General features: G+C 68.1%; 14 protein-coding genes. 2 read left to right on the top strand and 12 right to left on the bottom strand.

The features are described from left to right. Positions 1-2 precede the first annotated feature (2 nt). The 6 genes from OG474_RS27470 to OG474_RS27445 all read right to left on the bottom strand — a co-directional run bounded on the left by OG474_RS27470 (position 3) and on the right by OG474_RS27445 (position 5,793). Positions 3-731 (bottom strand): creatininase family protein, encoded by a 729-nt coding sequence (locus OG474_RS27470; protein WP_405056464.1) that lies wholly within the window; start codon positions 729-731, stop codon positions 3-5. Positions 732-742: 11 nt separating this feature from the next. Beyond that, positions 743-1,438, bottom strand: a complete 696-nt coding sequence (locus OG474_RS27465; RefSeq protein WP_405056463.1) for a FadR/GntR family transcriptional regulator — start codon at positions 1,436-1,438, stop codon at positions 743-745. A 47-nt stretch (positions 1,439-1,485) separates the two neighbouring features. Next, positions 1,486-2,382, bottom strand: a complete 897-nt coding sequence (locus OG474_RS27460; RefSeq protein WP_405056462.1) for a DUF222 domain-containing protein — start codon at positions 2,380-2,382, stop codon at positions 1,486-1,488. A gap of 107 nt (positions 2,383-2,489) precedes the next feature. Then, on the bottom strand, positions 2,490-3,962 hold the full coding sequence (locus OG474_RS27455; RefSeq protein ID WP_405056461.1) for a M1 family metallopeptidase: 1,473 nt from the start codon (positions 3,960-3,962) through the stop codon (positions 2,490-2,492). A 71-nt stretch (positions 3,963-4,033) separates the two neighbouring features. Next, positions 4,034-4,684, bottom strand: a complete 651-nt coding sequence (locus tag OG474_RS27450) for a response regulator (RefSeq protein ID WP_405056460.1) — start codon at positions 4,682-4,684, stop codon at positions 4,034-4,036. Then, positions 4,681-5,793 carry a sensor histidine kinase gene (locus OG474_RS27445; RefSeq protein ID WP_405056459.1) on the bottom strand — a complete coding sequence of 371 codons (1,113 nt, stop codon included), beginning with the start codon at positions 5,791-5,793 and terminating at the stop codon, positions 4,681-4,683. The genes OG474_RS27450 and OG474_RS27445 overlap by 4 nt, the downstream gene beginning before the upstream one ends. Positions 5,794-5,905: 112 nt before the next feature. On the opposite strand from OG474_RS27445, the gene OG474_RS27440 reads away from it, so the two are divergent. Beyond that, positions 5,906-6,154, top strand: coding sequence for a PLD nuclease N-terminal domain-containing protein (locus OG474_RS27440; protein WP_405056458.1), 249 nt, complete (start codon positions 5,906-5,908; stop codon positions 6,152-6,154). Here OG474_RS27440 and OG474_RS27435 read toward each other — a convergent pair. Genes OG474_RS27435 through OG474_RS27425 form a run of 3 tightly spaced genes read right to left on the bottom strand, consistent with a single transcriptional unit; the run spans position 6,151 to position 9,436 of the window. Beyond that, positions 6,151-6,990 carry a hypothetical protein gene (locus OG474_RS27435; RefSeq protein ID WP_405056457.1) on the bottom strand — a complete coding sequence of 280 codons (840 nt, stop codon included), beginning with the start codon at positions 6,988-6,990 and terminating at the stop codon, positions 6,151-6,153. The genes OG474_RS27440 and OG474_RS27435 overlap by 4 nt on opposite strands. Continuing rightward, complete coding sequence (locus tag OG474_RS27430; RefSeq protein WP_405056456.1) at positions 6,987-7,556, bottom strand: RNA polymerase sigma factor; 570 nt, start codon at positions 7,554-7,556, stop codon at positions 6,987-6,989. Before OG474_RS27430 ends, OG474_RS27435 begins: the two co-directional genes overlap by 4 nt. Positions 7,557-7,591: 35 nt before the next feature. Then, a complete protein-coding gene (locus OG474_RS27425; RefSeq protein WP_405056455.1) occupies positions 7,592-9,436 on the bottom strand; it encodes a bifunctional metallophosphatase/5'-nucleotidase in 1,845 nt (614 codons plus the stop codon). Between the two features lie 93 nt (positions 9,437-9,529). Between OG474_RS27425 and OG474_RS27420 the strand changes: the two genes are divergently transcribed. Then, a complete protein-coding gene (locus tag OG474_RS27420) occupies positions 9,530-10,303 on the top strand; it encodes a polysaccharide deacetylase family protein (RefSeq protein WP_405056454.1) in 774 nt (257 codons plus the stop codon). Here the strand turns inward: OG474_RS27420 and OG474_RS27415 are convergent. From OG474_RS27415 to OG474_RS27405, 3 genes are all read right to left on the bottom strand, one after another. Beyond that, positions 10,300-10,902 carry a hypothetical protein gene (locus OG474_RS27415; RefSeq protein WP_405056453.1) on the bottom strand — a complete coding sequence of 201 codons (603 nt, stop codon included), beginning with the start codon at positions 10,900-10,902 and terminating at the stop codon, positions 10,300-10,302. The two genes, OG474_RS27420 and OG474_RS27415, sit on opposite strands and share 4 nt — an antisense overlap. Positions 10,903-10,939: 37 nt before the next feature. Beyond that, positions 10,940-11,557, bottom strand: a complete 618-nt coding sequence (locus OG474_RS27410; protein WP_405056452.1) for a hypothetical protein — start codon at positions 11,555-11,557, stop codon at positions 10,940-10,942. 240 nt (positions 11,558-11,797) lie between these two features. Further along, the gene (locus OG474_RS27405) at positions 11,798-12,994 is read right to left on the bottom strand and encodes a homogentisate 1,2-dioxygenase (protein ID WP_405056451.1); all 1,197 of its coding nucleotides are present in this window, start codon (positions 12,992-12,994) and stop codon (positions 11,798-11,800) included. Positions 12,995-13,041: the final 47 nt, after the last annotated feature.

Raw genomic sequence — 13,041 nt, 5'->3', positions numbered from 1 at the left:
GATCAGGCCGAGAGCAACTCGTCGGCGAAGGCGGCTATGCGGTCGGCGGCGGTCTCGACGAGAAGCCGGCCGGTCTCGGCAGTGGCGGTCCGGGGGTCTCCCAGGACGCCACGCTTGTGGTACTCGTCGAACCCGACGGACAGCCGCGGCCCCCGGCCACGACGCGCCAGGCGAGCCTGGACAGAGAGCTCGTCGAGCGTGATGGCGCCCGGTTCCAGGCGGTCGGCCTGCACCATTTCCGGCGCCAGATACAGCATCTGTGCGGTCTCGGCCTCCCCAGCGTGGCCGTGCACCTCACTGACACCGGTGATCAGATCGGACACCACTTCGGTGACCGGGGTCCAGGTGAAGGTCAGATCCTCCCGCAGATACTCCTGCGAGAGCACGGACAGCGCGGCATTGTTGCCACCGTGCCCGGTCACCACCAGGAACTGCTTCCAGCCATGGAGGTGCAGGCTGGAGATCAAGTCCCGTACCACCTGCATGAACGTTGCCGGCGACAACGACATGGTGCCGGCGAACGCCAGGTGATGCGGAGAAACGCCATACGGTACGACGGGTGCCACCACTGCTCGCCCGCCCAGCCGCTCGGCCACGCGGTCGGCGACCCCGACCGCGCGCACGGTGTCGGTGGACATCGCCATCCCGCCACCATGCTGCTCCTGTGCACCGACCGGAATGATCACGAGCGGCGAACGACGGACCGCGGCGGCGGCCTCGTCGGTGGTCATCTCGGCGAGTCTCATGGCTGCCCCCAGGCGTCAGCGGACTCAACGGCCGCGCGGATGTTGTCGAGGTGTTCGCGGGTCAGGCGTTCGGCACGCGCGGAGTCCTGCGCGCGGACCGCCTCGACGATCGCCTGGTGCTCCTCGTGATCGCGCGTGCGGTTGTCGTACAGGGCGCGGATCTGCTGCTGCTCGCGGACCCGGACCTTGAGCAGCGAGGCCAGCACCTCCTGGAGCAGCGGATTGCCGGAGGCTCCCGCGAGCTCGATATGGAAGTTCAGCGCGAACGACGGTCCGCCGGGCGGGACGAGCGCGTTGGTGACCGCGGCCTCGAGCCGCTCCAGGTTCTCCGGCTGTCGCGCGACCGCCGACTGGGCGGCGATGGCCGGCTCCAGAACCAGGCGGGCGCTGATCAGCTGCAACACCGACTCCTTGGTGATCGGCGGCCGGTGCGGATTGGCCAGGACCACGTTGTTGATGGTCGGGCCGACGTACGTGCCGGAGCCGTGCCGGAACTCGACCGCACCGGTCGCCTCGAGCTTCCGCAGCGCCTCCCGGATGGTCGGCGTGGTGATCTCGAAGCGTTTCGCGAGCTCGCGCGCCGACGGGATGGCGTCACCTGGGCCCAGCCCGCCGTCCCGGATGATGCCGAGAATCGACTCGGTCAACCGGTCGGACAGGCTGGGTGGCGCTTCGGACGCTGAGTAAGTCACAAAGTGACTAAATCACTTAGCCCCTCACTGGTCAATACCGCCCGAGGTCAAGACCTCAGCAGGTCACGACTTCGGAGCCGGGCCGACGGCGGCGATCCGCCCGGCGAACTGGATGTAGAACGGCGGAGTGCGCGATGGTGCGCAGCACACAACAACGCGAGGTTCTGCAGACTGGTCGCGCCACCGTCGGCCCAATGGATGACGTGGTGGGCATGACACATCCACGGTGGCGCCTTGCACACCACACAACCCTTGTCACGCTTGTTCAACGCCCGGCGGATATACCTGTTCACGAACCGCTGCTCGGTGCCGACGTCCAAGGGTTGCGAATCACCACCGAGAACGATCGGGAGGACTGCGGCGTCGCAGGCCAGGAGCCGGACTGCGGAGGCGGACAGGTTGCCGCCGAAGAACAGTTCACCGACCGCACCTGCCGCACCTGTTCCGTCGCTGAAGGCTTCCGGGGTATTCGTGACGGCGTTCTTGAGGTCGTCGTAGTCGATGGTGACGGTCAGGTGCGGCACACCGGGATAGTCGGGGTTGCCGGCTGCCGCGTCCAGGATCACTGCCAAGGCATCGACGTGGCGCACTTCCAGGGACCGCGCATCACGCTCACCGTCGACGGTCTTGTGTGGCTTGGACAGCGCGTGGAGTTGCGTGGTGAGCTGTTCGCCGGTCGCACCGGGCAGGAACCCGGAGACCTTCACACCACCGTCGACCTGCCGCACCCGCAGCGACCGCTTCGCGTGAGCCTCATCTTCGGCCGGTTCCGCGCCGTCGGTGTCGAGCCTGGCGAGGACATCGCGGCCGACGGTGGCGAGTTCGCGGGGACGGTGTCGAGCAGCGCTTTGGCGGCCTGCGCGGCATCCAGACCAGCCACCAGCCCGCTGACATTCAGCGAGTGCACCGGGGGCAACGCCAAGATCTCCATACCCCAAAAGCATAGCCAACCCCACCGACAGTTTTCGAGCTCAGAACCCCTTATTTGCAAGGGAAAGTGTGGGCAATTTGGGGGCTGGTTGCAAACTCAACTTGCCCACACTCAGTCGGCCTAGGCCGGACCGGGCTTCCAGTCCGGGTGCCCCGGCATGGCGGGGAGCGTCTTGCCGTAGAGCCAGGAGCGGAGCAGCGGGCCGAGGTCCTGGTGAGCGACCTTCGCGGCCAGCGCGATGAAGTCCTCGGTCCCGGCGGTCGAGTTCGCGTAGCGCTGGACCCAGGCGCGCTCGATCGCCTCGAACGTCCTCGCCCCGACCGTCTGCTGCAGCGCGTAGAGCGTCAGCGCCCCGCCCTGGTACGCCGCACTGCTGTACGGCCGCAGCGGCGCCGAATCGCCCTTCCAGGTGCTCGGATCCGGCTGCGCGATCGGCCCGTTCACGAGCAGGTCGTTGCCCGCCTCCTCGTAGACGTGTCTCATCGACTCGGCCAGCGGCGAGTGGTACTTCTCCGCCACCCACTGGTTCTGGTAGAAGACCGCGTGCCCCTCGTTCAGCCAGAGGTCGGCCCAGCGGCGCGGCGAGACCGAGTTGCCGAACCACTCGTGCGAGACCTCGTGCAGTACGACGCCATCGGTGCCGTTGTTCTCGAATCCCTCCTTGGTCATCGCGTCGGCCGTCATCAGCGTCAGCCCCTGCGTCTCCAGCTCCCCGCCCATCGGCGTCACGAACGACCCGGCCACGTTCCCCGGGAATCGGCCCAGCCGCTTCTCCAGGAACCGGATCGAGGTGTCGAACGACTTCAGTTGCGGCTCGATCGCAGCCCGCTGCGCCGTCGGTACCGCGTACCGCAGATCCATGCCGTGCGGCCCCTTGGCGTGCAGCACGGTGAACGGACCGACCCCGATCTGCAGCAGCTCGGTGGCGATCATGCGCTGCTCCCGGAAGACCCGGGTCGTCGCCGTACCGGCCTTGCGGACGCCGATTAGCTTGCCGTTGGCAATGGAGTTGAGATTGGACGGTGCGGTCACGGAGATGGTGGCCGGAGCCTTCTGCACCGGATGGTCGCTGACGGCAAGGATCCGGCGGGCGCCCGACGGCTGGTTGATCGTCTGTACCCAGCCGTCGTGCCGGGTCAGCCCCGGCGGGAACACGGACTTCTCGGAGGCCTCCGGCAGGTCGTTGCGCACGTCGACCCGGACCACGAAGCGCAGGTGCTTGTGGACCGCCTTCGTCGGTGTGATCACCAATTCGCCTTGTGGGGTGGACTTCCAGGCCGCCGGTACGCCGTTCACCTGGACGCCGGTCACCTTCGGGCCGAGCAGGTCGAGGTCGAACGAGCTCAGGTTCTGGGTCGCTCGCGCCGTCAGCGTGGTGGTCGCCGTGTACGACGCCAGACCCTTGGGGAACCGCAGGTCGAGCCCCTGGTCGACGACGTCGTACCCGCCGTTGCCGAGCTCCGGCCAGATCGTGTCCCCGACCCCGATCGCGCCCGCCGTACCGGGTGGTGGTGCCGCCGACGACGGTACGGCGAGGCCGACAGCGGCCAGGGTGGTCAGGGCAACGGTTGCTGCGACGGGTCTCTTGAGCATGCCTCGAACCTAGGCACTCCGAGGCCGATCATCGTCGGACCTCGGGTGGGACCCCTTGTCATCCTGAGGTCTTAGACCAGGCCGATGTCGTGCACCAGCAGGGCCAGCTTGGTGCGGTTCGAGAGGCCGAGCTTGGCCATGATGTGGGTGATGTGCACCTTCACGGTCGACTCGCTGAGCTGGAGCTTGCCGGCGATCTCGGCGTTGCTCATCCCCTCGGCGACCTCGATCGCGACCTCACGCTCGCGCGGGGTGAGGTCCTGCAACGGGTCGTCGCCGACCGCGGCCGCGCCCGGCGCCGGGCGCGCGGTGTACGAGCTGATCAGCCGCTTGGTGATCCGCGGCGAGAGCATCGAGTCGCCCTTCGCCACCTGCTCGACCGCCTCGACCAACGCCCGCGGCGCGATGTCCTTCAGCAGGAACCCGGTCGCCCCCGCCTGCAGAGCCTCGTAGACGTACTCGTCCAGATCGAAGGTGGTCAGTACGACGACCGGCGGCGGATCCGGCAGCGCGGTCACCCGGCGGGTTACCTCGATCCCGTTCACCTGCGGCATCTGGATGTCGGTGAGCACGACGTCCGGCCGGTACTTCTCGACCAGCTCGACGACGTTCACCCCATTGGTGTCCTCGGCAACGACCTCGGCCGTCCCGCCGGCCTGCAGGATCAGCCGGATCCCGTTCCGGACCAGGCCTTCGTCGTCGAGCAGGAGCACCTTGATCATTCCGCTGCCGCCTTCACCGGGAGGTTTGCTTGAACTCTGAACACACCGTCGTCCCACCCGGTCTGCAGTGTGCCACCCGCCAACGAGACCCGCTCCTGCATCCCCAGCAACCCGTATCCCGACCCCGGCACCTCCGTGTGCTGGACACCGCGCGGGTTGCTCACCTCGACCGCCAGATTCTTCTTGTCTGCCGTGATAATCACGCTCACCACGACTCCCGGCGCGTGTTTGGTGGCATTCGTCAACGATTCCTGCACCACCCGGTACGCCGCTCGCCCGGCCGCCGGCGATACCTCCGGAACCGGATCGGGCAGCTCGAGATTGACCTTCAGCCCGGTGGTCACCGCATCCGCCACGAGGACCGGTACGGCGTCCAGCGCGGGCGCGACGTGTCCCGGTTCGCCCGGGAGTTCGTCGCGCAGCACCTGGAGGATCTCGCGGAGCTCGGTCAGTGCCGCCGTACTGGTCTTGCGAATCACTTCGGCAACCTCTTCGGTCTGCTTGTCCGGAGCGGTCATCGTCAACGCGCCGGACTGCAACGCGATCGCGCTCACCCGGTGCGCGACGACATCGTGCATCTCGCGAGCGATCCGGCGACGTTCGGCGACGACCACGCGTTCGGAACGCAGATCGCGCTCACGCTCCGCCTGCTCGGCGCGCTCCCGGAGCGCGGCGAGCAGGGCCCGCCGCTGGTAGACCCACAATCCGAGCAGCGTCGGGACCAGCACGAAGAACACGATGTAGCCGATATCCGCGCCGACCCCGTCCTCCCCCCGCTTCCCCGGCCAGAACACGATCACCGCACTGCCGTAGACGAACGAGACCGCGGTCTGCCAGTGCAGACCCTTGCGGCTGGCAACGGTGTACGCCGCGATCGTCACCTGCACGCTCGGCCACCACTGCGCGATCGGGGTGACGGCCATGAACAGCAGCGGGAACCGCCGCCGTACCAGCATCCCGAGGAACGGCACCGCGACGAGAGCGACCGTGTACCACCGCGTCTGCTCGTTCTTCGAGATCTCCAGCACGAGACCGCACGCCACCAGCACGGCGAACAGGACATCGAACGCCAGGATCCGGCGCTTACCGTCCCACCACGCGAGTGACATACCCAAACCGTAGCGTCACCGACGAACGGGCGAGCGTCTAACACCTTCGTACTACCGTGGATTGAGCTACTCGACCGATGTCTCAGCGGCGCCCGGCCGAGATGCTGGAGGCATGCTCACCCTCATCGCACACTCCAGCCCCTCGTCCGACCAGACCGTCTTCGCCTTCCTCGGCTTCGGCCTGCTGGCCGCCTATGTGCTGCTGGTGATCGGCGCCTTCTTCAGCGCCCTGTTCTCCGAGGCCTCCGGCGGCATGAAGCTGGTCTGGATCATCTTCATCGTGATGGCGCCGTTCATCGGCAGCCTGCTCTGGTTCCTGGTCGGCAAGAACAACGCCCGGGAACCGGCCTACCGCAGCTAGCGGTGGACGTAGAGCTTGACGTGGTGGTCGTTGGCGGCGTAGGCCACGGCCACCTTCCAGGTCATCGGCGGGTTCGGCACCGGCGCGTCGTAGCTCCCGTCCTTCAGGTACTCGACGGTGTAACCGCGCTTCGCGAGCAGCTTCTCGACCTGCGCGATCGTGCGGCCCCGGTAGCGCACCCCCTCGAGTGCCTCACCCCGCCCGCTGATGTCACGCGCGGCCGCGTAGGCCTCCCCCGGCTCGGCCGTGCGCCCGAAGGTCAGCTTGGTGGTGTCAGGGTAGTTGAGCGGAACGGTGAACTCCGGGACGCAGGGCACGTTCCGCTCGCGGCAGTCCGCCGGGTACAAGGTCGTGTTGAAAGGGTCGGGCATGGGCTCGTGCCCCGGCCGCGGCTTCGGGTGCGCGATGCTGATCGACTCCCCCATCTGCTCCCCTACCAGGCTGGGCGACGCGGGCCGCAGCTCCATCGTGATGTTGAGGCCGTGGGCCTTCAGCTCCTGGTTGAACCGCGCGGCCTCCGCCTGCGCGTCGAGCACCCGGATCTTGATCACCTTGCCCTCGGTGGCGAAGGCCAGCGCCGGTCCGAGCAAGGGCTGCTGCCCGCCGTTGCCGTCCGGCACCTGAAGAACGCCGAACGAGAGCACGGCAACCGTCGCCGCGGCGGCCAGCAGCGGCACAACCCGCCGCCGCGCCTTCCTGCGCATCGGAACGGCCGCGGTCTGCGCGGTGATCCCGCCGAGCAGGTCGGCCCGGGATTCGGGGCGGACCGCGTCGGCCGGGTCGGCCGTTGCCACCGGGTCGAGGCGGCGGAGGAGATCGATGGCGTTGTTGGTCATGACTGGTCTCCTCGGGTGGGAACCGGGTACGGGATGTTGTCCAAGAGGCGCTCGAGGCGGCCGCGAGCGCGGTGCAGGCGGACCGTCGCGGCGTTCGGCGAGCAGCCGAGGGCGGCAGCGAGCTGGGCGGCGTCCAGGCCCTCCCAGGCGACCAGGGAGAGAACCTCGCGATCGGTCTCCGACAGTTGCCTGAACGACTCCGCGGCGTGATGCAGCTCAGAGGCGGCGGGCTCCGCGGCAGGCGCTGTCCGCAGGTCGTCGCGGAGGCGGTCGGCGAGGCCGTGCCGGCGGGTTTCGCCTCGGCGATGGTTACCCAGGACGTTGCGGGCGACGCCGTACAGCCAGGGCAGGATCTCCTGCGCCGCTACGTCGTCCAGCCGGCGCCAGGCGACCAGGAAGGTCTCCGCCACCAGGTCGGCCGCGTCGGCGCGGATATCGAGCCGACGAACGAAATACCGCAGTACGTCGTCGTGGTGGCAGGTGAACAGCTCTTCGAAACGGGCCAACCGTGGGTCCGGGGGAGACTCGCTCACGTACGCGGCCTCCCCCGTCAGCATGTGCGTCATACCCGGTAGATGTCCGGGTAGCGCGCGTTCTTACCTCAAGGGTTGATGACGATGGGGGCACCGTTGGAGACAAGGGACCAGTCGACGGTGTGGAAGGTGGCCGGGTCGACCTCGCCGGTGGCGGTGACGTAGTCGATCATCAGCTGGCGGATCTCGACCTGGCGGTTGTAGACGACCGGCGCCTTCGAGACGTACGGGAAGTTCCCGCCGCCGGACTGGCGGTAGTTGTTCACCGCGACCACGAACTGCTGGTCGTCGGTCACCGCGACCCCGCCGTACTGGAGGTCGAGGATCCGGGAACCGGTCGCCTTGGCGATGTCGATCTTGTAGCTGAGCGGCTTGGTCAGGCCGCCCAGCACGTCGTAGTTGTAGTCCGGGGTCCCGGGCGGCGCGGTCGGCGTCGGGGCGTTGGTGACATCGCTCGACGGGAACGGGCCGGGGCCGCTGACCTGCTTGTAGTAGACCGCGGAGAACTCCAGGTACGCCTTGATCTGGACACCCGTCATCGTCACCGCGAGCAGCGTGTTGTCGAAGATGTAGAGCCCGGCCACATCGCGGACCGAGACGTCACCGGCGGGGATGTTGGCTGCCCGGTTGAACGGCGCGGCGATCGCGAGCACCGGCAGCGCGGCCTGCGGCGTACCGGCCAGGGCCTTGGAGACCGCGTCGGCCTGGACGAAGTTGATGAAGTCGAGCGCGGCGGTGTCCTCCCAGGGCGCGGTCGCCGCGGACATCGCCTCCTTGCAGGTGCCGATCTTGGAGTTCACATAGCCGACGACGGTGTCGTGGTCCTTCTGCAGGACCTTGACGACCTTCGGGTCGGCGGCGACCGTGTTCGCGTTCAGGACCTGGCTGTGCCGGCCGACGACCTTCCAGCAACCGCGGGTCTGCTGCAGATCGAGGTCGATCACGGACAGCCGCATCCCCCACTTCAGCGGCTCGGTCAGCACGACCTGCTGGCCGGTGACCTTGTTCGTCACCAGCCGCTCGGGGATCTCCTGGTGCGCGTGACCGACCAGTACGGCGTCGATGCCGGGAACGGTCTCGGCCATCAGCACGGACGCGTTCTCCGGCACCGGCAGCGCGTCGCCATACGAGGAGGAAAGGTCCATGCCCGAGTGGGCGGAGACGATCACCACGTCCGCGCCGGCCTTGCGGACCCGCGGGACCCAAACCTTCGCCAGTTCAACAATGCCGCCGAACTTGATCTTGTTCTCGACGTTGGCCTTGTCCCAGATCGCGATGCCGGGGTTCGTCAGGCCGAGGATGCCGACGGTGATCGGTGCGTGGCCCGGGACATGCACCCGCTTCAGCACGTACGGCGGGAAGACCGGCAGGCCGGTCGTCCAGTCCTGGGCGTTCGCCCCGAGCAGGGGGAACTTCAGCTGCCGCTGGAACCGGCGGAGGATGTCGAGGCCGTAGTTGAACTCGTGGTTGCCGAGCGCGGCGGCGTCGTACCCGATCTTGTTCATCGCGGCGGCCATCGGGTGGAGGTGACCGCCCGTGATGGGCTCGATCTTGGCGAAGTAGTACGCCAGCGGGGTGCCCTGGATGGTGTCACCGGCGTCGACGAGCAGCGGGCGCGGGGCGTGCCGGTCCTTGGCGACGCGCTCGCGGAAGGCGGTGACGAGCGTGGAGATCTTCGCCAGACCGATGTCGTTGTGCGCGGTGTCGTCGTACTCGGCGTTCTTGAAGTAGTCCCAGTTGAAGACGTTGCCGTGCAGGTCCGTGGTGCCGAGCACGCTCAGCCGCACGGTCTTGCCGTGGCCGTGGCTCCCGGTGGCTTCGGCAGGAACTGCCTGGAAGCCGGCTGCCGCGAGCGCCGCCGCACCGCCGATCGCCGTACGCCTCGTCACTGTCGTCCGCCCGTTGTCGTTCATTCTTCAGCCTCACGCGTCGTTGGGTCTGGCATCCGACACCATACGTCCGACCCGATTCGGAATTGGCCCCACGCCTGAGAGAGGATGCAATCCATGACCAAGCCGCCCGGCAAGCTCCTGCCGTTGGTCGCCGCCCTCCTCTGCGGTGCCGTTCTCGCCCAGGCCGCCCAGCCTTCCGACCACCCGGCGTCGGCCGGGGCGCCCACTGCCCGTACGACGACCGCCGGTTCGCTGAGCCCGATCGCGGCCGCGCCGGCCGGGCCTGGCCCGAAGCGTCAGGGCAAGCCGCAACACACCCAGCAGACCGACGACGACTGGAACCTGTCGAAGCACGGCAAGGTCCTGTACCTGACCTTCGACGACGGCCCGCACGCCGGCTGGACGCCGAAGGTGCTGCAGATCCTGCGCAAACACCACGCGCAGGCGACCTTCTTCGTCCTCGGGATGGAGGCGGCCAAGCGTCCGGACCTGGTCGAGCAGACCCGCGCCGCCGGGCATCACATCGGCAACCACACCTGGGACCACCCGATGCTGACCAAGCTCCCGGCGGCCAAGATGCACGAGGAGATCTTCTCCGGCGTGAAGTCCAAGTGCTTCCGCCCGCCGTTCCGCGACACCAACGCGGCCGTCGAGGCGACCGCCAAGGCCAACCACCAGCGCCAGGTGCTCTGGGACGTCGACACGAACGACTGGAAGAAGCCTGGCTCCGCCGCCATCGAACACGCCATCCTGGCCGGCGCCTACCCGGGCGCCATCGTCCTCATGCACGACGGCGGCGGCAACCGCGCCGAAACCGTCGCCGCCCTCGAGCGGGCCCTCACCAAACTGGAACGCAAGGGCTACACCTTCCGCGCCCTCCCCTGCTAACCGATCGCCGCGGTACCCCTGGAGAAGTAGCGGAGGGCTTGGTCGATGGCTGCGACGGGCTGATCGAGGGAAGCGACGCCGTAGAAGCCCGCCGACTTGACCCATTTGCCTGGTGTGAGGGTGGCGAGGGCGGCCGGTTGGTCCAGGCCCTGTACGCCGGGACTCGTCGGAGTGACGCCGGGCTGCAGGACGAGTTCCAGGATCGGCTGGCCGAGCAGGCGGCGGTGGCGTAGACCGCGGACCGCCGGCCAGGGCAGTACGACGGGGGCTGGTGCACCCTCGACTCCCAGCTCGAGCGTGGCCGGGGTCATTCGGAGCGCGTACGGCGGTAGGTCGGTGGCGTCGTACCAGCGCTTGACCTTGGCGCCGGTCTGAAGTCCGCGGACCGAACTGACGACCAGGATGAGCATCGATGCGATCATCAGCAGGCCGATGGCCCAGTAGTCGCCGAGCATCAGTGTGAGCGCGACCGCCAGCCCCAGGCCGATGCCGGACAGCACCAGCGTGACCGCGCCGCCGATCTGCCGCGTACGCCGTACGGTGGCCCGCCGGCGGAGCACTTCCGCCCGGTTGAGCCCGACCACGAAACTCTCGTCCATGCACCGAGCGTGGCAGCTCGGTGGGGTCAGGAACCTGTCAGCGGCGGATAGCGGCCGAGCCGGCGGAGTAGTGCTGGAGGGCCTGGTCGATGACGTGGACCGGCTGGTCCAGGGCTTTGACGAGGAACATGCCGATCGGGTGCAGGAGCGGGCTGGGCTTGACGACAGCGCGAACCGCGGGCTGGTCGAGGCCGCGGACGCCTGCCGTGGTGGCGCCGACGCCGGGGGCCAGCGACAGCTCGAGCATGTACTGACCGAAGAGCTTCTTCTGGCGGAAGCCGTTGACGGTCCCCCAGGGCAGCATTACCGGGTAGCCGGCACCGTCGCAGGCCAGCTCGAGGCCGCGCTCGGTCATCCGCATCGCCACGTCCTGGAGCGGGAAAGCGGCGTACCAACGCTGCCGCTCGGTGTCGAGGCGGAGGGCGAGGATGGTGCTGACGACCAGCGGCAGCATCGCCAGGATCAGCAGCACCGCGAACGGCCAGAGCCCCGAGAACCGCATCGTGATCAGTACGTAGAGCGCTCCGAGGATGCCGATCACGCCGATCACCAGCGTCGCCCAGGCACCCCGCCGCAACACCGTGCTGACCACCTCACGCCGCCGCATCATCGCCTGCCGATCAACCCCGACGACGAACCCCGCCTCCTCGCTCATCCGGTAAGAATCCCATCTCCCCGGCCCACCCCCGACATCCCCCACCACCTTTGAGCACCGTTCAGCCACGATCCCCCCGCGAAAACGGTCGATGGGTACTCAAAGCACCCGCCCGGCCTTGAGCACGGATCGTCCATTCTCCGCGCCGAAAAGTGGTTGATGGATGCTCAAGGCGCAGCGTTGAGCACGGGTCGACCATTTCGCCGGGGCGGGAATGGTCGAGGGGTGCTCAAAGGGGGGTCAGGGGTGGAGGCGGCGGCCGGCCCAGGTGTAGGCGTAGACGCCGTCGTCGACGGATTGGCCGCCTTCGCCTAGTTCCAGAGGGCGGAAGGTGTCGACCATGACGGCTAGCTCTTCGAAGCTCTCGGCGCCGAGGGAGGCCTCGATCGCGGCCGGTTGCGGGCCGTGGGCGTAGCCGCCGGGGTGCAGGGAGATCGAGCCGAGGCCGATGCCCGAACCCTTGCGCGCCTCGTAGTCGCCGCCGCAGTAGAACATCACCTCGTCGGAGTCGACGTTCGAGTGGTAGTACGGCACCGGCACCGAGAGCGGGTGGTAGTCGACCTTGCGGGGCACGAAGTTGCAGATGACGAAGTTGTTGCCCTCGAACACCTGGTGCACAGGTGGCGGCTGGTGGATCCGCCCGGTGATGGGCTCGTAGTCGCTGACGTTGAACGTGTACGGGTACAGGCAGCCGTCCCAGCCGACCACGTCGAACGGATGCGTCGCGTAGGTCATCCGGCTGCCGACGATCCCGCTCGGACCCTGCCCGCGGTGCTTCACCAGCACCTCGACATCGGTCCCCTCGACCGTGAACGGTTCGCTCGGCCCGTGCAGGTCGCGCTCACAGTACGGCGAGTGCTCCAGGAACTGCCCGTACCGCGACAGGTACCGCTTGGGCGGCGCGATGTGCGAGTTCGCCTCGATGCAGTACGCGAAGACGCCGTCCGGACCGGGCAGCCAGCGGTGCGTGGTCGCCCGTGGAATCAGCACGTAGTCGCCCTCGACCGCGCTCAGCACCCCGAACACCGTCTCGAGCGTGGCCGAGCCCTTCTCGATGTACACACACTCGTCGCCGATGGCGTTGCGGTAGTACGGCGACGGCTGCTCGGCGACGACGTACGAGATCCGGACGTCGCCGTTCCCGAGCACGAGGCGCCGGTGCTCGACCACGTTGGTGGCCGACGTGTCGGTGAACAGGTCGTGGAGCTTCAGGTGCCGTGGCGTCAGCGGGTGGTTCGCGACGGTGGCGAGATCGGGCAGCTCCCACACCTGGGAGTCGACGATCGCCGACGGGACACCGGCGTGGTAGAGCAGCGACGAGTCCGACGAGAACCCCTCCTCGCCCATCAGCTCCTCGTAGTACAACGCGCCGTCGGCGTTCCGGAACTGCGTGTGCCGCTTGGGCGGGATCTGGCCGACCTGCCGGTAGAACGTCATTCTTCAGACTCCCGAGTACGATAATCGAACGCATGCGTCCGCTTACC

Origin of the sequence: Kribbella sp. NBC_01505 (assembly GCF_045040285.1) — a bacterium.
Classification (GTDB): domain Bacteria; phylum Actinomycetota; class Actinomycetes; order Propionibacteriales; family Kribbellaceae; genus Kribbella.
This window is presented reverse-complemented; position numbering and strand designations above follow the sequence as displayed.

What these genes read in the sequence shown, in the direction of transcription:
- OG474_RS27470 (WP_405056464.1), bottom strand. Translation starts at nt 731, where the DNA reads ATGACCACCGACGAGGCCGCCGCCGCGGTCCGTCGTTCGCCGCTCGTG.
- OG474_RS27450 (WP_405056460.1), bottom strand. Translation starts at nt 4,684, where the DNA reads ATGATCAAGGTGCTCCTGCTCGACGACGAAGGCCTGGTCCGGAACGGG.
- OG474_RS27415 (WP_405056453.1), bottom strand. Translation starts at nt 10,902, where the DNA reads ATGGACGAGAGTTTCGTGGTCGGGCTCAACCGGGCGGAAGTGCTCCGC.
- OG474_RS27460 (WP_405056462.1), bottom strand. Translation starts at nt 2,382, where the DNA reads ATGCTTTTGGGGTATGGAGATCTTGGCGTTGCCCCCGGTGCACTCGCT.
- OG474_RS27440 (WP_405056458.1), top strand. Translation starts at nt 5,906, where the DNA reads ATGCTCACCCTCATCGCACACTCCAGCCCCTCGTCCGACCAGACCGTC.
- OG474_RS27405 (WP_405056451.1), bottom strand. Translation starts at nt 12,994, where the DNA reads ATGACGTTCTACCGGCAGGTCGGCCAGATCCCGCCCAAGCGGCACACG.
- OG474_RS27420 (WP_405056454.1), top strand. Translation starts at nt 9,530, where the DNA reads ATGACCAAGCCGCCCGGCAAGCTCCTGCCGTTGGTCGCCGCCCTCCTC.
- OG474_RS27410 (WP_405056452.1), bottom strand. Translation starts at nt 11,557, where the DNA reads ATGAGCGAGGAGGCGGGGTTCGTCGTCGGGGTTGATCGGCAGGCGATG.
- OG474_RS27435 (WP_405056457.1), bottom strand. Translation starts at nt 6,990, where the DNA reads ATGACCAACAACGCCATCGATCTCCTCCGCCGCCTCGACCCGGTGGCA.
- OG474_RS27425 (WP_405056455.1), bottom strand. Translation starts at nt 9,436, where the DNA reads ATGAACGACAACGGGCGGACGACAGTGACGAGGCGTACGGCGATCGGC.
- OG474_RS27430 (WP_405056456.1), bottom strand. Translation starts at nt 7,556, where the DNA reads ATGACGCACATGCTGACGGGGGAGGCCGCGTACGTGAGCGAGTCTCCC.
- OG474_RS27455 (WP_405056461.1), bottom strand. Translation starts at nt 3,962, where the DNA reads ATGCTCAAGAGACCCGTCGCAGCAACCGTTGCCCTGACCACCCTGGCC.
- OG474_RS27445 (WP_405056459.1), bottom strand. Translation starts at nt 5,793, where the DNA reads ATGTCACTCGCGTGGTGGGACGGTAAGCGCCGGATCCTGGCGTTCGAT.